Here is a 22,740-nt window from a genome sequence, read left to right on the forward strand (position 1 = left end):
ATGTCTAATATTGTATTCCAGATAGCACAGGAACTGCACGCCATAAGTGCTAAATATAGTCTTAAAATTATAAGAATGTGACTTTACACATTTTTAATTAGTCGTTAATCTAATAGGAAAGAGATTATAATATTTATATTAGGAATATATAATGTGAAATCATATATTCCAGTGATATTAAACAATGACAAATTCAATACGGGTTTTAGAAATTAAACCGTGACCATGCTGGCAGAAATAATCCACCGCACCACACGCTTTTAATACCTGCAACGGTTGGTGGCAGTCAGGACAAAGAGCCTGGACTATGAAATCTTTGTTACACGTTGCGCAGTGAGTAGCCTCGCCATTACGTTCGAGAGGGTTTTGGCAGATTGGGCAGCTGAGTTCCATAAATGATCCTCACATTTTTATGGGTTTCCCTCTCCATATGGAAAGGGAAACCAGATAAGTAATTACTTACTTTTCTTGATATGCTTCATCAGGCGCTTACGCTTACGCATCTGGGTCGGCGTCAGGGTGTTACGCTTATTCGCATACGGGTTTTCCCCTTCTTTGAACTGAATACGAATCGGCGTCCCCATCACATCCAGAGACTTGCGGAAATAGTTCATCAGATAACGCTTGTAGGAATCCGGCAGGTCTTTTACCTGGTTACCGTGAATCACCACAATCGGCGGGTTATAACCACCAGCGTGGGCATATTTCAGCTTCACACGACGACCACGTACCAGCGGCGGTTGGTGATCTTCAACAGCCATGGTCATAATTCGTGTCAGCATAGACGTACCCACGCGACGGGTGGAACTGTCATAAGCTTCACGCACTGATTCAAACAGGTTACCAACACCACTGCCGTGCAATGCAGAGATAAAGTGCACGCGAGCAAAATCGATAAAGCCCAGACGGAAGTCCAGTGTCTCTTTTACCTGCTCTTTCACTTCCTGGCTCAGGCCATCCCACTTGTTCACAACAATGACAAGTGAGCGCCCACTATTGAGAATAAAGCCCAGCAGGGAGAGATCCTGATCGGAAATACCTTCGCGCGCATCAATCACCAGCATCACCACGTTGGCATCTTCAATCGCCTGCAACGTTTTGATTACGGAGAATTTTTCTACTGCATCGGTGATTTTTCCGCGTTTACGTACGCCAGCGGTGTCAATGAGTACATACTCACGTCCGTCACGTTCCATTGGAATGTAGATGCTGTCACGCGTCGTACCTGGCATGTCGTAAACCACAACACGCTCTTCACCAAGAATACGGTTAGTAAGCGTAGACTTACCGACGTTCGGGCGCCCAACAATCGCCAGTTTGATTGGCAGGCTTTGTGGGTCGAAGTCGTCTTCCTCTTCTTCTTCGCCGTTTTCTTCTGCTTCAAATTGCGCCCAGTATTCTGCGTCTTCGTCCACTTCTTCTTGCGGTGCGAGATCTTCCATCCACGGCAGCAGCACGTGCTCCAGCAGACTTAATACGCCACGCCCATGAGAAGCGGCAATTGGGTAGATTTCGCCTAAACCGAGCGAATAGAAATCAACGACTGCCTGGTCTGGATCTAAACCATCAGTTTTGTTTGCCACCAGGAAGGTAGGTTTTTCTCGGGAGCGTAGGTGCTTAGCAATAGCTTCATCTGCTGGCATCAGGCCCGCACGGGCATCAACCATAAACAGTACAACATCTGCTTCTTCAATCGCCAGCAGCGACTGTTCCGCCATGCGGGTTTCAACACCGTCTTCTGTACCGTCAATACCGCCGGTATCAATACAGATAAACTCGCGCCCTTCAATTTCTGCACGACCGTACTTACGGTCACGAGTCAGACCCGGGAAATCCGCAACCAGCGCATCTCGGGTGCGAGTTAGACGGTTAAATAACGTGGATTTTCCTACGTTAGGGCGCCCGACAAGCGCGACCACAGGTACCATGTTTAAAGCCTCATTTTTATAAATCATCAGACAACAATCGCTTTTTTTGCGTCGTTGTTAAAAACAGGAAAACGGCCCCTGTCCAGGAGCCGTTTTCAAAGTGAACGACAGAGACGATTAACGTGTAATGGAGTACACAGTCCCGTCTTTTGCCTGGATCAGCAGTTTGCCATCAGCGGCAACCGGTTCGGTCTGGAAACCGGAGCTATCAACTTTTTGCTGGGCAACGAAACGACCATCTTCGACGTTAATCCAGTGCAGATAGCCTTCACTGTCACCCACTACCAGGTTGCCATTATACAGCACCGGAGAAGTCAGCAGGCGATGCAGCAGATCGCTTTGCGTCCACAGCGTAACGCCGCCATCAATGGTCAGCGCCATCACCCGATCATTCTGATCGACCAGATAGATGCGGTTGCCATCAACGATGAAATCATTCACCGAACCCAGCTCACGTTTCCACATAATCTGACCGCTGCGCAGATCGAGCGCCGTCAGGTTACCATTATAGGCCAGTGCAAAAACAACACCGTTAATGATTACCGGTGTTGTGTCAACATCGCTCAGACGGTCGATTTCAGTAGAGCCGGTCGCCTGCGAGATACGCTGTTGCCAAATCATCTGGCCCTGTTGCATCAACACTGCGCTGACGCGGCCATTATCACCACCAACGACTGCCGCGCCAAATGCTGTTGCTGGTGCAGATTCGCCACGCAAAGAGAGCGAAGGCATATCGAGGTTAACTGTCCATTTAACAGCACCGTCTGCTTCGTTCAGCGCTTGCAACTGACCGTTACTGGTGTGGATAAGTACCAGACCATCGCTAACCACCGGGCGAGAAAGTGCTTCACCCGCGACTTTAGTTTGCCATGCTACAGTACCATCGCTGGTATTCAGCGCGTAAACCTGCGCCTTTTCACTGCCAATGTAAACGTGTCCACCTGCTACGGTCACGCCGCCAGAAAGCAATGCCGGCTCTTTAGACAACCAGCCATCTTTCTCGGCCAGACTGACAGACCAGATTTCTTTGCCGTCATCCGCATTCATCGCTTTTACTAAACCAGCGCGGTCCGCTGCATAGACAACGTTGTCCGCCAGTGCCGGATGAAGATTAGAATAGAAGTTGCCAATGCCGCTACCAACAGAGGTGCTCCACGCCGTGGTCGGCGTAAACTGGTTCTCAACGGTCGGCAATGGGGACATCTTTACCACATCTTCTTCGCTGTTAAACAGCGAACAGCCGCTTAAAAGAGTAACGGAAAGCAGTCCTGGCAGCAGTAATTTACGCAATTGCATCGGGTCCCTCTCAGATGGACAAATTATTAATTTTCATCTGCATCATTTCGCTCAGTGCAGGGGTAACATCGCTTTTAACGCCTGCCTCCCATGCACTACGCGCACCTTGCTTATCACCTTTGCTCAGCAATGCTTCACCACGCAGATCGGCAACAATGGCAGCCCACCCTTCACCTTTAATGGTTTCAAGGGTTTTCAGCGCGGCATCAGCCTGCTTGAGCTGTACCTGAACTCGGGCAAGACGCAGATTTATCACGGCTTTGAGATTTTCATCGCTCGTGTCCGCCAACCCTTGTTGCAATTGGGCGGCAGCTTTCTCTAGTTCATTTTTGTCAACAAATTGCTGCGCAAGTTCCAAAGAAGCCAGCGCGCCATAAGTATTTTTATTTTCAGCAGCAAATTTTTCTGCCGCCGGAATGCTGTCTGGTTTGCCTTCGCTAACTGCGGTAACCGCATTTTGATAGGCAAGAGAAGCGGAGCGTGCGGAATCAACCTGGTGGCTGTTCCAGTAGCGCCAGCCAATCAGTGCGCCAACGCCCAAAATCACCCCAACAGCCAGTGCTTTGCCATTTTCAGCAAAAAAGCGTTTAACCGCTTCAACCTGGTCGTTTTCGTTCTCGTAAATTTCCACGCTGTCCTTCTCCTTCCTTAACCCAGTAACGTGCGCAAATGCGCGGCTACGCTATCCTGCGCAACTGCCGTTTGCTCACCAGAGCGCAAATCCTTCACTACTGCCGTGCCGTTGGCCACTTCGGACTCACCCAGCACCACAGCAACGCGTGCGCCCCATTTATCAGCACGGGCAAACTGTTTCTTAAAGTTGCCGCCGCCGTGGTTGGTCATCAATTTCACGCCTGGTAATTCATCACGCAGACGCTCAGCTAACGCCAGCGCCGCTGATTGTGTATCGGCGCCTGAAGCCACCAGGTATATATCGACAACGGGATCGGCTTTAAATTCCGGATTAACTGCCTGAACTAACAACACAAGACGTTCGAGGCCCATCGCAAAACCGACTGCCGGTGTTGCACGACCACCCAGTTGTTCAACCAGACCGTCATAACGACCACCTGCGCACACGGTCCCCTGGGAACCGAGGCTGTTAGTCACCCATTCGAAAACGGTACGATTGTAGTAATCCAGACCACGCACCAGACGCTGATTGACGGTGTAGGCAATACCTGCACTCTCCAGCAGTTTGCACAGACCAGCAAAATGCTCGCGAGACTCTTCGTCAAGATAATCGCCTAATGCCGGAGCGTCGTTGAGTAACGCCTGCACTTCCGGATTTTTGGAATCCAGCACGCGCAGAGGGTTGGTGTACATGCGGCGTTTGCAGTCTTCGTCCAGTTTTTCTTTATGCTGTTCGAGGAATGCCACTAAAGCATCGCGGTAGTTCGCTCGCGCTTCCAGTGAACCGATTGAGTTCAGTTCGAGGGTAACGTGTTCAGAGATACCCAGCGCACGCCACCAGCGAGCAGTAAGCATGATCAGTTCGGCGTCAATATCCGGACCTTGCAGACCGAAGACTTCACAACCCAGCTGATGGAATTGACGATAACGGCCTTTTTGCGGGCGCTCATGGCGGAACATCGGCCCGATATACCACAGACGCTGTTCCTGATTGTACAGAAGACCATGCTCGATGCCGGCGCGTACACAGCCCGCCGTCCCTTCAGGGCGCAAAGTCAGGCTGTCGCCATTGCGATCCTCAAAGGTATACATCTCTTTTTCAACCACGTCGGTGACTTCACCAATCGCACGTTTGAATAGCGGGGTCTGCTCTACAATCGGCAAGCGGATTTCACTGTAACCGTAGCTGCCGAGCACGTTTTTCAGTGTGCCTTCAATGCGCTGCCAGATGGCCGTTTCGCCAGGCAGGTAATCGTTCATGCCGCGAATGGCTTGAATGTTTTTTGCCACGTTTATTCTCTTTCTGAATATAAAAATGAACCCTCAACGCTTCCGTCAATGTTTCGGGAGCTATGCGGGTTCAATCATACACGGGAAGCGAGGCGCTTCCCATCACGTTATTATTTTTCAACCTGCTGAACGTCAATTCGACGCGCTTCGTCCAGTTGACTGGCTTTCGCACGAATGCGCGCTTCCAGCTGGTCGATCATGTCATTGTTGTCCAGACGGTCTTTGCGCACGCCGTCTTCATAGAGGCCGCTTTTCTTGTTGCCGCCCGTGACGCCGAGTGTAGAAACCAGTGCCTCGCCAGGGCCATTCACCACACAACCAATGATCGAAACGTCCATCGGGGTAATGATATCTTCCAGACGCTGCTCAAGTGCGTTAACCGTACCAATGACGTCAAACTCCTGACGCGAGCAGGTCGGGCAAGCGATGAAGTTGATCCCGCGCGAACGGATACGCAGCGATTTCAGGATATCGAAACCGACTTTGATCTCTTCAACCGGATCGGCCGCCAGCGAAACGCGCAGCGTGTCACCAATGCCTTCAGACAGCAACAGACCTAAACCGATGGCAGATTTCACCGCCCCACTGCGCGCGCCGCCGGCTTCGGTGATCCCAAGATGCAGCGGCTGATCGATCTGTTTTGCCAGCAGACGATAAGATTCTACTGCCAGGAAAACGTCTGACGCTTTGACACTGACTTTAAACTGATCGAAGTTCAGACGATCGAGATGATCAACATGGCGCATAGCGGACTCAAGCAACGCCTGCGGCGTCGGTTCGCCATACTTTTCTTGCAGATCTTTTTCCAGCGATCCGGCGTTAACGCCGATACGGATCGGAATGTTTTTATCGCGCGCACAGTCAACCACCATGCGAATGCGCTCTTCATTACCGATATTGCCTGGGTTAATGCGCAGGCAATCAACGCCGTATTCCGCCACTTTCAGCGCAATGCGATAGTCAAAGTGGATGTCGGCTACCAGCGGTACGTTAACCTGCTGTTTGATGAGTTTGAACGCTTCTGCCGCGTCCATCGTCGGTACAGAGACACGAACGATATCGGCACCAACACGTTCCAGCGCTTTGATTTGATTGACCGTCGCTTCGACATCCGTCGTACGCGTATTAGTCATGGACTGTACGGCGATGGGAGCTCCATCGCCAATCGGCACATTCCCAACGTAAATACGTGTTGATTTTCTACGTTGAATTGGAGCCTGGTTATGCATGCAAAATCTCCCGCGTTACCCGTCTGTTACTGCGCCGGTGATTGTTCGGCATTTAGGGTCAGACGCGCAACCTGGTTAGTTCTGATAAAACGACTCAGATCGACAGGTTTCCCTTGATACTGGATCTGTACTGCGGCTGGCGCACCAATTTTCAGTTTATACGGTGCCTGGCCGGTTAAATTCAAATTACCGTCTTTACGCTGCATCCCGCTGAACAGTTTTTTACCGGTAGCATCGGTGACTTCCAGCCAGCAATCGGCAGTAAAGTTCATCACCAGCGCATTCGGGTCAGCCGCCGGCGTGGTCACACCAGCCTGATCGGTTGGCAGTGGCGCCGCGTCATTTGGCGTCGTTGCAGTTGGCGCGGTCGTAGCCGCGGTATCCACATTCGCCTGCGAAGGCGGAACAACCGCGTTCTGCTGTGGTTCAACGGCTGGTGCTGACGTGGTCACGTCTGACGTTTGCGTGTTTGCAGCGGTAGTATCCGCAGGTGCTGACGTCGTGGTGGAGTCACTCTGGCTAGCGTTTGAGGAGGTATCTAACGGCACGCTCTGCGCCTGGCTGCTATTACCGTTCAGTTCCGCTGTGGTCTGATCGGCCATAGTCGTGATCTCTTCCTGCTGGGCTTTGTGATCTTGCCACCACCAGGCACCGCTCAGTCCAATCACCACGAATAACACCAGCCAGGTGAAGGTCATCAGCCAGCCATCGTGTTTTTTACGTCGCTTACCGAGAGAGAAACTCTGCATAGGCGCAACTTTTGCGGTCCGTAACGGAGCTTGTTTTTCCAGCCCCGGCAGCAGTTCTTCTTCCGGAATATGCACCAGACGTGCATAAGACCGGATATACCCGCGCAGGAATGTTGATGCAAGGTCGGCTGGCGCCTTATCTTCTTCAATATCGCGTACCGTGGAAACCTTCAGACAAAGTCGTTCGGCAACGGCTTGCTGGCTAAGTCCAAGTTGTTCGCGGGCATTACGCAAGCGAGCGCCGGTAGTAAGTGCTTCATTTTGGTCGTGCGTGGCTTCAGTATTCATTCGCTGCAGGTACGTTTAAATGAGAATTGAGATGCCGGTGAGTCATCATGCTCACCCACACCGCGAGACATCCATTAAGTTAACCTTTATCATACAGTATAAGACTGTCTGTGTGCTCATGACAAAGCCCACATGAATCAAAGCTAACTTACTGTTGCATCGTTACATACTGCCTTAAAGTCAGCAAAAACGCACCGTTAATATTGATCAGACAATTGCAACTTAATGCTATATTCATAAAAGATTACGCCACGGTACAAAAAGTAACCGTGGCGTAAAAGACATCAAACCGTTTTCACGTCGATGGCTTCACCCTGCATCCGTTTGCGCAGGGTACGTTTAGTACGGTCGATAACCTCACCCGCTAATTGCCCGCAGGCTGCGTCGATATCATCCCCACGCGTTTTACGCACGATGGTTGTGAACCCATAGCTCATCAACACTTTTGAGAAGCGATCGATACGACTGTTCGAACTGCGGCCATATGGCGCGCCCGGGAACGGGTTCCACGGAATCAGGTTGATCTTACACGGCGTATCTTTCAGCAACTCCGCCAGTTGATGCGCGTGCTCAGTACCGTCGTTAACATGGTCAAGCATCACATATTCAATGGTGACGCGGCCCTGATTGGCATTGGACTTTTCCAGATAGCGGCGTACTGCAGCGAGGAAAGTTTCGATATTGTACTTTTTGTTAATCGGTACAATTTCGTCACGAATTTCGTCGTTTGGCGCGTGCAGAGAGATTGCCAGCGCAACGTCAATCATATCGCCCAGTTTATCCAGCGCCGGAACAACACCCGATGTAGAGAGCGTCACGCGACGTTTAGACAAGCCAAAGCCAAAGTCGTCGAGCATGATTTCCATCGCCGGAACGACATTGTTCAAGTTGAGCAGCGGTTCGCCCATGCCCATCATCACTACGTTAGTGATTGGACGCTGACCGGTGATTTTTGCTGCGCCAACGATTTTCGCCGCACGCCACACCTGGCCAATAATTTCCGACACCCGCAGGTTACGGTTGAAACCTTGCTGGGCAGTGGAACAGAATTTACACTCCAGCGCACAGCCAACCTGCGAGGAGACGCAAAGTGTGGCACGGTCGTCTTCCGGAATGTACACCGTTTCAACACGCTGATCGCCCACGGCAATTGCCCATTTAATGGTGCCGTCAGATGAACGCTGTTCTTCAACCACTTCCGGTGCGCGGATCTCCGCCACCTCTTTTAACTTGCCACGCAACACTTTGTTGATGTCGGTCATCTCATCAAAGTTGTCGCAGCAATAATGATACATCCACTTCATCACCTGATCGGCGCGGAAGGGTTTTTCACCTAATTCTTTAAAAAACTCCCGCATCTGCTGACGGTTGAGATCCAGCAGGTTGATTTTTCCATCTTTCGTGGTGACGTTTTCAGGTGTGACTAATTGTTCAGACATATGCTATTCCGGCCTCGTTATTACACGTTATGGCCCCTGGAGGGTTGAAAAAAGAAACGCCCCGGTGAGCGACTGCTCGTCCGGGGGCGCTGCATTGTACAAATTCTGGCGCATGGATGCCACGTTTGCACGCGGCATTTACGAAAATATTAACGCGTGCGCGGACACACTTCGCCTTCACCGAAGAAGTAGGCGATTTCGCGAGCTGCAGATTCTACGGAATCAGAACCGTGGGTACCGTTTTCGGTCAGGCTGTCAGCGTAATCAGCACGCAGGGTACCGGCCAGTGCGTTTGCCGGGTTGGTCGCACCCAGCAGATCGCGGTGACGCTGAACGGCATTTTCACCTTCCAGCACGGAAACCACGATCGGGCCAGACGTCATGAATTCAACCAGACCATCAAAGAACGGTTTTCCATCGTGTTCAGCGTAAAAGCCACGAGCCTGTTCAACGGTCAGGTGCAGCATTTTGGTGCCGACAATTTTGAATCCAGCAGCTTCAAAGCGCGCAAAAATATTACCAATAACGTTTTTTGCTACTGCATTCGGTTTGATGATGGAAAAAGTACGTTCAATAGCCATGTTTACCTCTGTAAAGTGTTCTGTTGTTGTCTGTACCAGCGTACGAGATGGCGCGGATTATAATGAGCAACAGGGCCGTTGACTATTGATGAAGGTAACATTTTTTTAAAATAAAATGAGCTTTAGCAACAACTCGACTTTTATGGTGCTCTCATCCCATAGCGATGACGTTGGCAATAAAGACAATTTTGCGCATTTTGCTGAAAAGTAAGAAAGGATTTTTGACAGGTTTTACAGACTTTGCGATTAGCATGAAGATTCACAATTTTTGCCGGTAGAATTGTCAATTCAACGGTCATTGCCTGATGAAAACAAACAGCAATACAGTTTTGGCATCCGTTACACAAGGCATCATTTATTTGTAAATGGCCTTCGTTAAGCGAAAAGACCTGTTGCCCGCAGGCCCGCCAGCATGCACCGCAAAGCTGACACTTTTGAGGATCAATTATCGGGCGAGCATCACTAATCTGGGGCCAAAAATAATGTAACCGACGTAATCCTGGTTGTATTTGTGTCATCTGAACATCCGCACGCTGCACATGGAACAAACGACGCCGGGAAACATTCACCTCACTGGTATGTGGAGATACCACAGACCAGCCTTCCTCGCCATATTGCCGTAAGCGTTCATTTAACAGCAATAACGCGCGCTCCCATGCCTTCTCCTGACTCAGATCAATCGCGATCGCCGTGATCCCCTGTTCTTTATGCCATAACAAAAGTTCTTCCAGCGTCGGCGCAATAGTGGTGAAAGGTGCGACCAGGGTGTGATTGCGAAAATAACGTAAAGGAGAATTAACGCCACGAATAGCCTCTTGCGGGCAAATAAACTGGCAAACTGCACACTGAATACATTGTTCAGCGTCGACCGCTACTCCCTCTTCTGTCAGCGTTAGCGCCTGTGCCGGGCAAGCCTCGACACAGGCATGACATGTTGCAAAACGAAAGCGTTGGCGCGCGCATTCCGCGCCAATCGTTATGTCATGACTTAACATTAGCCGATACTAAAAAAGACAAAACGCAGCATAACTTCACTCCCCACTAACAATATGCTGCCGAACAACGCCGCCGGGATATTCTTTTTACAACCACCGAAAGCAAAGAACATCATCCCAATGACGGAAATTCCCCAGCTTAGTGTCAGTATGGGTTTTAACTGTCCCAGCATCGCTAATGACGCATGTGGCAGTGTAGCTATCTGCATCGCATTCGCCGTTAAATCCCCTACCCACAACGGCTGAACCAACAAGCGCAACAGAACCAGGAGAGCGATCACCAACACGCATCCATTACGCAGGGCATCAATCTGCGGCAAAATTCCGCTAATACGAAACACTGCTACCAGCGCTGAACCGAGGATTCCCACTGTACCTAAGAACATAATCAGCGTGTTGTAATGCTGCCAGGTGATAATCGACGTATGGATGTAAACTTGCGCCATGCAGAAAACATCAACAATTCCGACCACTGCCGCTAGCATAAGAAGGAGTTGCCAGCCGCCTTTGCGTAACATGACCAGTAATGTGGTTAAACCCAATAGCGCCAGATACAGCGCACCAAAGATAATTTCCCGACTCAGCCATGAACTGGAAAAGTGACTTAGCGCATGCATCGCATTAAGTGGATAACCCAGGTGTAAGGTAGAAATCAGTAACCCTACTGCCCCGGCCAAAAAAGCCAACAGTAATGGCGGCCGCATAACCGGGCGGGCGCTGGAGGTGATTAAAATATGACGATGAAGAAACGCCAGCCACAGCGTCATACCGACCGATGCCTGTAACAACAGCGTAAAAGCCATTAACGGTAATTCATGCATGATGTGACGCCTCCTTTTCCGCGCCCTGATGCGGTTTAATCACCAGATTTGGCTGCGTAATCGACGAATCAGGTAAACCTTTCACATCACTGACATCGCCATACTTTTCACGTAACTCGTCAATAGGGCCGAACTTAATCGCCCCCAACGGGCACGTTGCCACGCAAATGGGTTGTTCTCCTTTAGCTTGCAGATCAATACAGAAATCGCATTTCGACATCTGCCCGGTCTGCTCATTCATTTGTGGTGCGCCGTAAGGACAGGACCAGGCGCAGTAACCGCAACCGACGCACTTATCAGTATTCACGCGCACAATGCCGTCTCCGGGACGCTTATGCATCGCCATCGTCGGGCAATTTTTGGTACAGATCGGATCCGCGCAATGGTTACAGGAAACAGAAAGGGTATAAGCAAAGACATTATGACTCACACCGCCCTCTCCAGTGGCGATGAAGCCACCGCCGTTCACTTCATACACGCGGCGAAAACGTCGCCCAACCTCAAGGTTGTTTTTGTCTTTACAGGCCACCTGACACGCTTTACAGCCAGAACAACGCGAAGAGTCAATAAAGAACCCTAATTGTTTGTCGCTGACAGATGCAAATTCTTTAAATTGGCTCATGCTTTCTCAACCTCCACCAGCATTGTTTGATGCGAATTCCCTTTCGCCAGCGCCGTAATGCGGGTCGAACTCAGTACATTGGCACAGCCTCCGCGATCGATACCTTGTGCATCCGGTTGCCACCATGCCCCCGCCTGCATAGCAACTACGCCAGGGATGATACGGGGGGTTATTTCCACCGGGATAATGCTCACACCACGATCGTTATAAATTTTTACGCTATCTCCTTCGCTAATCCCGCGCTGTTTTGCATCTTGCGGATTCAGCCAGAGTTTTTGCGTCTGAACTTCTTGCAGCCACGGGTTAGCATACTGGGTGGAATTAGCACGGTTTTTCCCTTTCCAGGTGATGAGCTGCAACGGGTATTTCGCCGTCAGTTTATCTTCTGGCCCTTCAAATGCAGGGACATAGTGCGAAAGCGCGGGAATTTCTGGATCTTGCATATCAAAAAGACGCTTAGAGAAGATCTCAATTTTGCCGGAAGGCGTCGGGAAAGGATTATTCTGCGGATCGCGAATATTTGCTTCGAAAGCGATGTGCGGCGCACTTTTAAAAAGATGTCGACGTGTTTTTTGCAGGGTCGCGAAGTCCGGCAAATTTTCATCCGGCATCGCCAGACGAGTTTGCTCCCAGATATGCTCTACCCATTGCTTCTCATCACGTCCTTGACTGAACTCGGCTTCGACACCCAGTTTTTTCGCCACGTCACGCAACCAGTCATAATCGGTGCGACGCTCAAACTCCGGCTCAATCAGTTTTTCTGACAGAATAAGATAGCTCGCAGTTCCCCATGTTTCGCCGATATTCCAGCGTTCCATAAAGCTGGTTTCCGGCAGCAACACATCGGCATATTTCGCGCTCGGAGTCATGAACAGATCGCTGAGTACGATGAATTCTATTTTAGATTCGTCTTCAAGGAGCTTCGCGGCCTGGTGGACGTCCGGGTTCTGGTTCGCCAGATAATTACCTGCCAGTGAGAACAGCAGGCGGATATTACTGTCGAGTTTATCGACACCTTTAAGCCCATCTTGCGGTGTAACTTTAGAAGCATCATCCGCCGCCTGCATCCAGTTCATAATCGAGATTTTCGCTTGTACCGGATTTTCTGGCATATCGGGTCCAACGCAGAATTTACGATTAGAACTCCCGCCATAACCTGCCGCCCAGCCACCTTTGATGCCGACGTTACCGGTAATCGAGGCCAGTAAAGTTGAACCTCGCGCGGTGCGTTCGCCGCAAATATGTCGCTGCGGTCCCCATCCCTGAATCAGGGCTGCGGGTTTCGTATTAGCGTAATCGCGTGCCAGTTGACGAATAGTTTGTGCCGGAACGTGGGTAATTTTTTCTGCCCATTCCGGCGTTTTGTGAACGCCATCTTTGGCCCCAAAAAGATACGCCACCAGCGATTCGTTGGCTGGTACGCCTTCCGGCATAGAATTTTCATCAAAACCGAGAGTATACGTGTCGATAAATGTCTTATCGTGGAGATTCTCGCTGATAATGACGTACATCATCGCGTCCATCAACGCATTGTCCGTGGTCGGCAGCAGCGGGATCCACTGATCGGCAAGTGAAGATACGGTGTCGGAATAGCGCGGATCGACGACGATAAAACGCGTACCGTTTTGCTTCATTTTTTGAAAATAGTAATTGGTGTGACCGAAGATGGTTTCCGTTGGGTTATGCCCCCAGAGGATCACCAGTTTGGTATCCAGAAGAGTATCCATCGAGTTACCGCTCGCGGCCACGCCATACGTGTAAGGCGTGGCCGCCGCAGTATTACCCAGACTAACTGAGTGATAATATTCAAGATAACCACCGGTTAAATTTAACAGCCGACGCGCCATCGCATCGCCAGAAAATGTTCCACCAGAAACAGCCGTCCCGACATGGACATAACGTGAAGCCGGACCATATTGTTGCGTGATCCTTTTCAGGTTATCGGCAATTAAGGTCGTCGCCTCATCCCATGAGATACGCTCAAATCTTCCCTCCCCTCGTTTACCTACCCGCTTCATCGGATATTTCAAACGGTCAGGATGATAAACAAATTTACGATAGCCGCGACCACGAACACAGGCGCGCATAATCGGCATTTGTGAATCGAGTTCGTTATCGGGAAGTGTGGTAATTTGCGTTACCACGCCGTCGCGCATATGCGCCCGAATATCGCACTTACCTCCGCAGTCAAATGTGCTACAGGTGGGCACGACTTTATCAGCTACTGGAGCTGTAACTTCTGGCGACGCATCTGGGAATTGCGCCTTTGCGGTAGAAGAAATAAAAGGCAAAGTGATAAGCGCGGAAGTCGCTTGTAAAAAACTACGTCGTGATACTTGCGGAAATGTAATGCGTTCCTTTTCGTCTGGCGTATCCATCTTGCGTTCCCGAAAATGAAAAAATAAATATTCACGTATTTATTCGAGAACAATGCTGATAACAATCAAATAATTACTCATTTTAAAAAAACGTGAGATTATTAAATTATTAATGCATTCAAAATATAAATACCATAATTAGATTAATAAATATTTTGTATATTTCACTGAAATGAAAAATGTACTGTCGCGATTTGCCCCACGTCATCCATCACCAGCAATTGATAATCGCCTTTATCCGTCAAATGCAGGGTCACGTTGCGCCCACGTTCAGTTAACGGTTCGCCGTTCAGAAACCACCAGCGTTCACCTGCCCCTCCACTTGATTGCAACGGCAAAGTCGCTTCCGCTGCGCCCGGTAAACGTTTAATAATCGCGCCATCGCGAACGCCTGTCAGCTGCAGCGGGAGCTGGGCATCGTGACCGTATGGCGGGCAAATTGTCGAGGCCTGTGGTAAGCGCACAGCGCGGCGTTCTGATGCGGGCAACCAGGGTTCCAGCGGTAGCGGCCAGACATTTATCATTTCTTGTCGCGCCTGCGGGCAATCAGCGGCAACACGTTTGCCGTTTTCATCCAGCCAGATGGGGAAACGAATGCCATTAATGCCTTCCTGCTCCGGCAGTAACAGAGTTGGCGGCTGGCTCCCGTCCAGCAGCCAGGTTGCCAGGCGGCGGCGACAGTTACCGTCACCTTCCGGTAAGGACTGTCCGCCCGGCCAGCAGATAACTCCACGGCTTACAGAGTCAGGACGCGGGTCTTCCGGCAGATTCGCACTGCGCGACAGTAAGATATTATTCACCTGATTCAACAGCGGTACGGCGCTGGCAAAGCCAAACTGGCCGACCACCGGCGTGCCGTCCGGCCTGCCGGTCCAGATACCGATCACATAGCGAGCGTTTATCCCTATCGCCCATGCATCGCGATAGCCATAACTGGTTCCTGTTTTCCATGCCAGTGGTACGACGCGTGGCAAAGCGCCATCCGGAAGCGGCTGCGCTTTATCTGCCATAATACGGCGGATAATCCACGCGGCCCCCGGTGACATTAACGGTCGCTCAAGTAATGGGTCGCCCGGTTGTAACCGCAACTTACCCACGTTACCGTGGCGAGCAAACGCGGTATACGCTGCCGCCATATCTTCCAGTTTTGCACCTGCGCCGCCGAGAATGAGCGAAAGATTCGGCGCAGCGCCGTTGGGCAGATACAACGGCAATCCAACATTGCGTAACTTTGCCGCAAACCGTTTCGGTCCATAGGCTTCCAGCACCTGCACAGCAGGTAAGTTCAACGAGCGCACCAGCGCCTCGCTCATGCTGATCGGGCCATGAAATCCGCTATCAAAGTTACCTGGTCGATAATCACCGGTGCGCCGGGGAACATCTTGCAACAGCGATGCCGGGTGGATCAAGCCTTCATCCAGCGCCAGACCATAAACAAACGGTTTGAGTACCGATCCCGGCGATCGGATCGCATTGACCATATCAACATGGCCAAAGCGTGAATCATCATTAAGATCAACCGATCCCACCCAGCCGCGAACACGCATATCGGTATGATCAACCACGATCATCGCCAGTGAGCTGCGCGGCGGCAATCGTCCTTTCCAGTTTTGCGCCAGTTCTTCCAGACGTCGCTGAAGCCCGGCATCCAGCGTAGTAACGATTTTGTCGCTTTTACTTTTACCGAGCATCATGCGCGAAAACAGCGGTGCCAGTTGCGGCATTTGTCGGGGTGCCAGCCAGATGGGTTCTTCCCTTGACTCTTTTACCTGCTCACGGGACCACACACCTTGCGCAGCCATCCGTTCGAGCACTTTATTACGCGCGGCTTCGGCACGTTCCGGCCAGCGATCCGGGCGAAGACGGCTGGGCGCTTGCGGCAAAACCGCCAGCATTGCCGCCTCGGAATAGCTCAAATTCGTAGGCGATTTTCCGAGATAAGCCCAGCTTGCCGCACCGATCCCCTGTAACGTACCACCAAACGGGGCGCGGTTAAGATACAAGGTCAGAATTTCACGTTTAGACAGGTGCCATTCCAGTTGAAATGCGCGCCAGAGTTGGCGAATTTTACCGCCAAAGGTTTTCGAATGTGGATCAAGCAGGCGTGCTACCTGCATGGTGAGCGTACTGCCGCCGGAGACAACCCGACCAGAAGTAAGATCCTGCCAGGCAGCACGAGCCACCGAGAATGGATTCACCCCCGGATGCTTCCAGAACCAGCGATCTTCATAATTGATCAGCGCTTCAAGGTAACGTGGAGAAACATCTTCGATGGTTACCGGATAACGCCAGATGCCGTCAGCATCGGCAAAGCGCCAGAGCGGCGTACCATCCTGCGCCACGACGACGCGTGCGGGGTTAACTTCATGTAGCGGCAGAGGCCAAAGTTTATCTGCTCCCCACGCCGCCAGAATGATAATAAAGGGCGTGACTGCCAGCGTTATCCAGCAGCCACGTTTGGTTAACAGACGAGGCATTTACGGTCTGATAATCAGCAAATCTTCAGCCGCGCCAGTCGCCCGCCATTGGGGAACATACATTGATTCCACCATCGGTTGCGGTACCTGATACGTTCCCGGCGTCACCGCCCGCGCCAAATACACCAGCGTTACCGGTTGGTATTCATCAACGGCAACCGCCGCCACAAAGCGATCGTCACGAAACTCAATATGCTTAATGTTCGCTTGTTGCATTTGATTGAGTAGGTTTTGCACTTCGCTGCCACTTTGCTCCAGGCTGGCGCTGCCGTTTGCCAGGTTCTGGTTTTCCAGTTCCAGGCCCGCTGGCAGTAAATCAACGACCAAAGCATCCGGCACGCTGTTACTGGCTTTTACCTGCAACCAGACCAGCACCAGATCGCCGCTACGCAACGAGTCCAGAGACTTACTCTTACCGTCAGTACCAAGAATATGACGCTCGATTTGCAGCACATTGCTCGCAGGTAACGGTGCGGATTGCGGATAACCGCTGGCATCCACACGCAGCCATAACGGCTGGTCACCACGGTTGCTCACCTGCAAGGTGTAAAGTTGATCGCTATTCAGATTGTTGGTTTGCGCTTTCTCGCCTGTCAGCGGCTCGGCAGACAAAGACGTCTGCGCCTGCCATTTACCCGGTAAATCCTGAAGAGTACGGGCGGCCAGGAACAGCGCGTTACTTTCCTGGGTCGAGAGCCAACGTTCGCCAAATGCCTGCTGTGAAAGGGTGTTAAGCAATGCATTCTGTGCATCAGGCAGTAGCTTGTTCTCTTCAAGTAAGGAGAGCATTAACGCGTTGTCGCGCAGTGGGCTACCGTAATCACCCAGCCATTTCCGTTCATCGTTACGCGGCGTTTTCAGCGCCAGCGCAATCGCCTCTTCACCACGCGTCGCATCACCCATGGTTTTCAGCGCAACGCCAAGTTGCAGCAGCGGTAAACCAGAAGCCGCATCTGCACGACGCTCCCAGATTTCACGCAGCGCACCCAGCGGCGCTTTTTGCTGCCGTGCCAGCACCAGCGCTGCGTAAGACTGAACGGCGAATTTACTGGCTTTGAGATTATCCGCATACGGGATCGACATCATGCCCGGGTCTTGTAAATAGCGCAGCAGACGCTCATTCCCCCGGTTAATGGCGTCCGTCGGCACGCTGTAACCTTGCTCACCTGCGCGGACCATGAAATCCATCACGTAAGCCGTCAGCCAGTACTCTTCGTCACCGTTTTTATCCCACAGCGCAAAGCCACCGTTATCACGTTGCATTTGCAGCAAACGGGAAATGCCGATATCAACTGCCGCACGGCGTTTCTCATCACTGTCGCCTTTGATGCCCAACGCCTGTAGCTGGGCTGCGTTGGTATAAAGTGACGGGAACAGGCCGCTGGTGGTTTGCTCCAGGCATCCGTAAGGATACGCTTTTAATTCTTTGATATAACGTGCAATGTTCAACGGTGGTTTGCCGCTCAACAACAATTGCCCTTCCAGGGTAACAGGTGGGAAGTTTTGCAATCCATCCGCCGGAATCGACCATGTCTCACCAGGCTGCAACGCCGTACCGTAATTAACCGTTTGTGCCGGGAATGCCGGACGGACGCCGATTTTCCACTGTTTATGCTGATCGGCAACGGCTTCACCTGGCAAATTAAGGCCACTGATAGTCGCCTTAATTTCACCATCGCCAAACCCCGTCAGCGCACGCACCGGGATAAACAGCGTGGTACGCACCCCTGGCGCTAATTCAACAGGTGAAGGGGAATTACTCACCATTTCAAGCAAACCACTGGCGGTCAGAGCAACGTTAAGTTTTTGCGGTTTATCCGTCAGGTTGGTGATATCCAGCGTCAGGCGCGAGGTGTCGCCGCTAGCCATAAAGCGCGGCATGTTTAGTTCAGCTATTACGGGTGCCGCAACAACCACTTTGCTTTCGTTGCTGCCGAAATCATCTGCCGTCCATGCTTGCGCCATGACGCGCAATTCACCGTTAAAATCGCCAATCGGCAATGTAACCGTGCCTTCGCCCTGTTCATTGAGCGTGACCGGCAGTGCCTGTTGCGCGACAATATTGACGTGATTTACTGGCGGTTTGCCACCGCGTTTCAGTTCATCACCGTCGCCACCAAAGCGCAGTGCTGCCAGACGCCCCTGACCTTCAATAACCTGACCGTAAATATCATAAATGTCTGCGCCGTAGCGTTTCTGACCAAAGAACGCCTGCCACGGATCTGGCGTAACGTAGTCAGTAATATTCAGCACACCACTATCAACGGCAGACACCAGCACATTCACCTGTTTTGGCTTCTCGCCATTTTTAGTGCTGGCTTTAATTTTCACGGTTAATGGTTGATTGGGACGCATTTTGGCTGGTGTTTCCAGCGCCAGCTCGAGGCGACGGTTTTCATCACCAAGCGGCAAATGCAACACACCAACCGCGCGTTTTGGCGTCGCGGAGCGAGATTTATCACCAGGACGCACCACCAGCGTACTCAAATAAAGGTCATGACGATTCCAGGTTTTATCGACCGGAATCGTCAGATCCAGCCCTTGTGCCGGGACATCAATCTCTTGCCACCAGAGTGGCCCTTCACTGGACTCCACCATCGCGTAGCCTTTACCCGCCGTTGGCGCGGCAATATGCAACTTAATGGTGTCGCCTGGGCGATAACTGGCCTTATCCAGTTTCAGCGTGACGCGGTCCGGACGCACTGCGCCGCTACCGTCGCTATTATCCTGCCAGCTATATCCGGCCCAAAAACGCACGCTACTGACCGCTTCATTTGGCGCTTTGACTTCAAGACGGTAAGCGCCCCACTCTACCGGAAAACTTACCTTGCCGGTTTCGTCCGCTTTCAGATCCAGCGTTTGCTCATTTTCGATCAGATCTTTTTGATCGAACTGTGACTTCCAGCCTTCATCTTCTGACCAGTTCCAGTAGTAATCACGGCGTTCGCGAATCAGGCGCACCTGCAAGCCCGACACGGCTTTTTTCACGCCTTGCGCATCGCTATAAACGATGTCAAAAGCGGCGTTACTGCCTTCATCAACAATGGGCTGTTTCACCGTGCTGTCAGTGCGATAATCGTAAACCGATTTCAAGGCGAACTGCGGACGGATCCCCGGCAATGCATCGGCAGGCCAGATAGCCTGCTCAGCGCGGCGCGTCACCGGGCGACCGCCCGATTCCAGCAAACTACCCTGGAAAATAACCTGTAATGGGGAATGCGTTTCCTTCCACTGGCTTTCTGTAGAAACTTCGCCGCGCCCTTTATCATCCAGCGTCAACTGAACTTCATCCAGCGTGCGGGAAAGGTTTTCGGCAGCAATATCGCCAAATTCGAAACCAGGCAATGCAGAAACCGCTTCACGCAGCGGCCGCAGGAAAAGCTGTCCCTGCAAGGTATTACCATTAGCGGGCGCACCGTACAGGTAGTACCCCACCACCGAGAATTTCACTTCATCTTTTGGCGTTAATGGCGTTTTCTCGCCGGTCAGATTCAACGCCATGCGCTCCGGCATAAAATCTTCGACGTGGAAATCCCACATCCGATATTGGTTATCCCCAGTGTTGGCTCGGATATGCCACATTCCGGTTGCCGCAGTACTATCCAGCGGCCAGGTAAAGTGGTAAAGGCCATTTTCCGGCTGGCTAACAACACTACGCAATACCTGCCCGTCGGGTTTAATCACGTCCAGTTTGATGGGTTGATCCGGCAGAGCTTTACCATCTGCATCACGCAGTAAACCGTTGAGGATTACCGTTTCGCCAGGGCGATAAAGATCGCGCGGGCCAAACATAAAGAACTGTTTGCTGTAGCCTGGCGCGCCAGCAATGTTAAATTCCGCTAAGTCTAGTGCCGGTAGTTTTAAATCGAGCAGCGTTGTCTGACCGTCTTTACGTGCCAGCAGTAGCGCCGCGTTTTTATCATTTTCCAACTGCACATGGCCCTGTGAATCAGTGGTCGCCTGAGTCAGGGTCTGCCCTTTCTCATTTAATAAAGAGACTTCAATTCCTTGCTGGGCCGCGCCGTTTTCCAGGCTTTGAGTAAAGATATCCAGACGATTGTGATAACGGTGGGCCGATACGCCGATATCACTTAACGTAAATAGCGTGGCTGGATTACTGTAATCGTAATGTCCGGCCTGATTCATTACAGCCAGATACACGCCCGCCTGCTGAAGCGGCTTGATATCGCCTAGTGGCAGCAATAATTTTTCGCGGGTATTACGCGCAGGATTGAGATCAAACCGCCCGGTATAGACCAGGTCCGCCATCTCCAACAGTTTGTCTGATTGCCAGTTCGCCAGCGAGTTACGGTATTCCCACTGGCTAATGAAAGCTGGCAGCGATTCCGGCTTAACACGGAAGAAGTTAACATCGACATTGTTAACGTTGAGCGCCATTACCGGCAGTCCTTCCACAACTTTTCCAGGCAGCAGCGAACCACGGCTGGCAAAACCGACGCTGGGCTGGATATCGCGGGTGGTGATAGTTTTTTCGTAATCTTTACTGAAGGTTGCGTTGTTGAGTGCCTTAACTTCCTTGCCAATAGTGACGATCAATTCACGTTTCGGTTCGAGGTGGCGTAAACGCAGTTCTTTGAGATTATCTGACAACTCCCAGGCACCATCCACTTTGCCGCTCTTTTTATCGACGACATGAATAACACGCGAGAAGTCCTGAGCCGGGTCGAGAGGGACGGAGAAAGTCAGTACCAGCGTGGCTGCGCCATCGAGCTGTACCTCGGAGAGATCCAGCAATGTCAGTGCCTTACCCGCGCTCTGTTGCGCCAGTTTTTGTCGCTCCGGCGCGGAGAGCTTCGCAGAAGTCGCATTTGTCGAAGATGACTCTTTAGTAACTTCAGAAGGCGCATCTTTTTTCACCGCTGTTGGCGCGTTATCGTTGTTGTCGCACCCTGCCAGCGCCAGCATTAGCATGCAGGCGGCTACGCGTAACTTTTTCATTTTTCATCCCTGCCACAATGGCCCGTTAGCAACGTCGAATAATTATTATGCGTGAGAATTTACGTTATGTAATTCAGTATCACGTCCATACAATCCGAATTTTAGTGAGAATTGTGGCTCAGACAGCCAAATCAGCCTCTTTTGCTTGTCGCTTTTCACTAAACATCCGACAATTTAGCCTAACCCCGGCAAAAATGGAGATGCCTATGACCACGACATGGTTTGTAGGAGCCGACTGGCTCGCCGAACATATTGATGACCCGGAAATTCAGATTATCGATGCCCGCATGGCGTCGCCTGGACAGGAAGATCGTAACGTTGCTCAGGAGTATCTGAATGGACATATTCCCGGCGCAGTGTTTTTGGATATCGAAGCGCTTTCTGATCACACTTCCCCGCTTCCGCACATGCTGCCGCGCCCGGAAACGTTCGCCGTGGCGATGCGTGAATTAGGCGTTAACCAGGATAAGCACCTGATTGTCTATGACGAAGGTAATCTTTTCTCAGCCCCACGAGCATGGTGGATGCTGCGCACCTTTGGTGTAGAGAAAGTGTCGATTCTGGGTGGTGGACTTGCAGGCTGGCAGCGTGATGATCTGCTGTTAGAAGAAGGTGCAGTAGAGCTGCCGGAAGGAGAGTTTAATGCCGTGTTTAATCCTGAAGCCGTGGTGAAAGTAACCGATGTGTTATTGGCAAGCCATGAAAATACGGCGCAAATTATTGATGCCCGCCCGGCTGCACGTTTTAACGCGGAAGTTGATGAACCTCGCCCAGGTTTACGTCGCGGACATATTCCCGGCGCGTTGAATGTTCCGTGGACGGAACTGGTACGAGAAGGCGAACTGAAAACGACCGATGAACTGGATGCAATATTTTTTGGTCGCGGCGTCAGCTACGACAAACCCATTATCGTCAGTTGCGGTTCTGGTGTAACGGCAGCCGTGGTGTTGCTGGCACTCGCGACCCTGGATGTGCCAAACGTGAAACTATACGACGGTGCGTGGAGTGAATGGGGCGCGCGAGCAGATTTGCCGGTTGAGCCAGTGAAATAAGCT

General features: G+C 51.4%; 16 protein-coding genes. 1 reads left to right on the forward strand and 15 read right to left on the reverse strand.

Going from position 1 to position 22,740, the window contains the following annotated elements:
• Positions 1–177 precede the first annotated feature (177 nt).
• The 15 genes from D9742_RS19175 to yfhM all read right to left on the reverse strand — a co-directional run bounded on the left by D9742_RS19175 (position 178) and on the right by yfhM (position 21,685).
• The gene (locus D9742_RS19175) at positions 178–393 is read right to left on the reverse strand and encodes a zinc ribbon domain-containing protein (protein ID WP_000423500.1); all 216 of its coding nucleotides are present in this window, start codon (positions 391–393) and stop codon (positions 178–180) included.
• 62 nt (positions 394–455) lie between these two features.
• Positions 456–1,928 carry a ribosome biogenesis GTPase Der gene (gene der, locus D9742_RS19180; protein ID WP_001317982.1) on the reverse strand — a complete coding sequence of 491 codons (1,473 nt, stop codon included), beginning with the start codon at positions 1,926–1,928 and terminating at the stop codon, positions 456–458.
• Positions 1,929–2,045: 117 nt separating this feature from the next.
• Positions 2,046–3,224, reverse strand: coding sequence for an outer membrane protein assembly factor BamB (gene bamB, locus D9742_RS19185; RefSeq protein ID WP_130207489.1), 1,179 nt, complete (start codon positions 3,222–3,224; stop codon positions 2,046–2,048).
• 10 nt (positions 3,225–3,234) lie between these two features.
• Positions 3,235–3,855, reverse strand: a complete 621-nt coding sequence (gene yfgM, locus D9742_RS19190; protein ID WP_130237913.1) for an ancillary SecYEG translocon subunit YfgM — start codon at positions 3,853–3,855, stop codon at positions 3,235–3,237.
• Between the two features lie 17 nt (positions 3,856–3,872).
• Positions 3,873–5,147 carry a histidine--tRNA ligase gene (gene hisS / locus D9742_RS19195; protein WP_130237914.1) on the reverse strand — a complete coding sequence of 425 codons (1,275 nt, stop codon included), beginning with the start codon at positions 5,145–5,147 and terminating at the stop codon, positions 3,873–3,875.
• A 110-nt stretch (positions 5,148–5,257) separates the two neighbouring features.
• Positions 5,258–6,376: a flavodoxin-dependent (E)-4-hydroxy-3-methylbut-2-enyl-diphosphate synthase gene (gene ispG / locus D9742_RS19200; RefSeq protein WP_000551807.1), complete on the reverse strand. Its 1,119-nt coding sequence runs from the start codon at positions 6,374–6,376 to the stop codon at positions 5,258–5,260.
• A gap of 26 nt (positions 6,377–6,402) precedes the next feature.
• Positions 6,403–7,413, reverse strand: coding sequence for a cytoskeleton protein RodZ (gene rodZ, locus D9742_RS19205; protein WP_130237915.1), 1,011 nt, complete (start codon positions 7,411–7,413; stop codon positions 6,403–6,405).
• A 284-nt stretch (positions 7,414–7,697) separates the two neighbouring features.
• Complete coding sequence (locus D9742_RS19210; protein WP_130237916.1) at positions 7,698–8,852, reverse strand: bifunctional tRNA (adenosine(37)-C2)-methyltransferase TrmG/ribosomal RNA large subunit methyltransferase RlmN; 1,155 nt, start codon at positions 8,850–8,852, stop codon at positions 7,698–7,700.
• Positions 8,853–9,001: 149 nt separating this feature from the next.
• Complete coding sequence (gene ndk, locus D9742_RS19215) at positions 9,002–9,433, reverse strand: nucleoside-diphosphate kinase (RefSeq protein WP_000963837.1); 432 nt, start codon at positions 9,431–9,433, stop codon at positions 9,002–9,004.
• A 140-nt stretch (positions 9,434–9,573) separates the two neighbouring features.
• Positions 9,574–10,428, reverse strand: a complete 855-nt coding sequence (locus tag D9742_RS19220; RefSeq protein ID WP_130237917.1) for a 4Fe-4S binding protein — start codon at positions 10,426–10,428, stop codon at positions 9,574–9,576.
• On the reverse strand, positions 10,428–11,249 hold the full coding sequence (locus tag D9742_RS19225; protein ID WP_130237918.1) for a dimethyl sulfoxide reductase anchor subunit family protein: 822 nt from the start codon (positions 11,247–11,249) through the stop codon (positions 10,428–10,430). Before D9742_RS19225 ends, D9742_RS19220 begins: the two co-directional genes overlap by 1 nt.
• The gene (locus tag D9742_RS19230) at positions 11,242–11,871 is read right to left on the reverse strand and encodes a DMSO/selenate family reductase complex B subunit (RefSeq protein ID WP_000077290.1); all 630 of its coding nucleotides are present in this window, start codon (positions 11,869–11,871) and stop codon (positions 11,242–11,244) included. The genes D9742_RS19225 and D9742_RS19230 overlap by 8 nt, the downstream gene beginning before the upstream one ends.
• The gene (locus D9742_RS19235) at positions 11,868–14,249 is read right to left on the reverse strand and encodes a DMSO/selenate family reductase complex A subunit (protein ID WP_130237919.1); all 2,382 of its coding nucleotides are present in this window, start codon (positions 14,247–14,249) and stop codon (positions 11,868–11,870) included. Before D9742_RS19235 ends, D9742_RS19230 begins: the two co-directional genes overlap by 4 nt.
• 164 nt (positions 14,250–14,413) lie before the next feature.
• Positions 14,414–16,726 (reverse strand): peptidoglycan glycosyltransferase PbpC, encoded by a 2,313-nt coding sequence (pbpC, locus tag D9742_RS19240; RefSeq protein WP_130237920.1) that lies wholly within the window; start codon positions 16,724–16,726, stop codon positions 14,414–14,416.
• On the reverse strand, positions 16,727–21,685 hold the full coding sequence (gene yfhM, locus D9742_RS19245; protein WP_130237921.1) for an alpha2-macroglobulin: 4,959 nt from the start codon (positions 21,683–21,685) through the stop codon (positions 16,727–16,729). It lies immediately after the preceding gene.
• A gap of 206 nt (positions 21,686–21,891) precedes the next feature.
• On the opposite strand from yfhM, the gene sseA reads away from it, so the two are divergent.
• Entirely contained in the window at positions 21,892–22,737 is an 846-nt protein-coding gene (gene sseA / locus D9742_RS19250; protein ID WP_130237922.1) for a 3-mercaptopyruvate sulfurtransferase, read from the forward strand.
• Positions 22,738–22,740 lie beyond the last annotated feature (3 nt).

The sequence above is a fragment of the Escherichia sp. E1V33 genome, from assembly GCF_004211955.1.
Classification (GTDB): Bacteria; Pseudomonadota; Gammaproteobacteria; order Enterobacterales; family Enterobacteriaceae; genus Escherichia.

Bases quoted from the DNA above. Each gene is read 5' to 3' on its own strand.
- ndk (WP_000963837.1), bottom strand. From the start codon at position 9,433: ATGGCTATTGAACGTACTTTTTCCATCATCAAACCGAATGCAGTAGCA.
- bamB (WP_130207489.1), bottom strand. From the start codon at position 3,224: ATGCAATTGCGTAAATTACTGCTGCCAGGACTGCTTTCCGTTACTCTT.
- sseA (WP_130237922.1), top strand. From the start codon at position 21,892: ATGACCACGACATGGTTTGTAGGAGCCGACTGGCTCGCCGAACATATT.
- yfhM (WP_130237921.1), bottom strand. From the start codon at position 21,685: ATGAAAAAGTTACGCGTAGCCGCCTGCATGCTAATGCTGGCGCTGGCA.
- der (WP_001317982.1), bottom strand. From the start codon at position 1,928: ATGGTACCTGTGGTCGCGCTTGTCGGGCGCCCTAACGTAGGAAAATCC.
- D9742_RS19230 (WP_000077290.1), bottom strand. From the start codon at position 11,871: ATGAGCCAATTTAAAGAATTTGCATCTGTCAGCGACAAACAATTAGGG.
- D9742_RS19220 (WP_130237917.1), bottom strand. From the start codon at position 10,428: ATGTTAAGTCATGACATAACGATTGGCGCGGAATGCGCGCGCCAACGC.
- rodZ (WP_130237915.1), bottom strand. From the start codon at position 7,413: ATGAATACTGAAGCCACGCACGACCAAAATGAAGCACTTACTACCGGC.
- D9742_RS19235 (WP_130237919.1), bottom strand. From the start codon at position 14,249: ATGGATACGCCAGACGAAAAGGAACGCATTACATTTCCGCAAGTATCA.
- D9742_RS19175 (WP_000423500.1), bottom strand. From the start codon at position 393: ATGGAACTCAGCTGCCCAATCTGCCAAAACCCTCTCGAACGTAATGGC.
- ispG (WP_000551807.1), bottom strand. From the start codon at position 6,376: ATGCATAACCAGGCTCCAATTCAACGTAGAAAATCAACACGTATTTAC.
- D9742_RS19210 (WP_130237916.1), bottom strand. From the start codon at position 8,852: ATGTCTGAACAATTAGTCACACCTGAAAACGTCACCACGAAAGATGGA.
- pbpC (WP_130237920.1), bottom strand. From the start codon at position 16,726: ATGCCTCGTCTGTTAACCAAACGTGGCTGCTGGATAACGCTGGCAGTC.
- D9742_RS19225 (WP_130237918.1), bottom strand. From the start codon at position 11,249: ATGCATGAATTACCGTTAATGGCTTTTACGCTGTTGTTACAGGCATCG.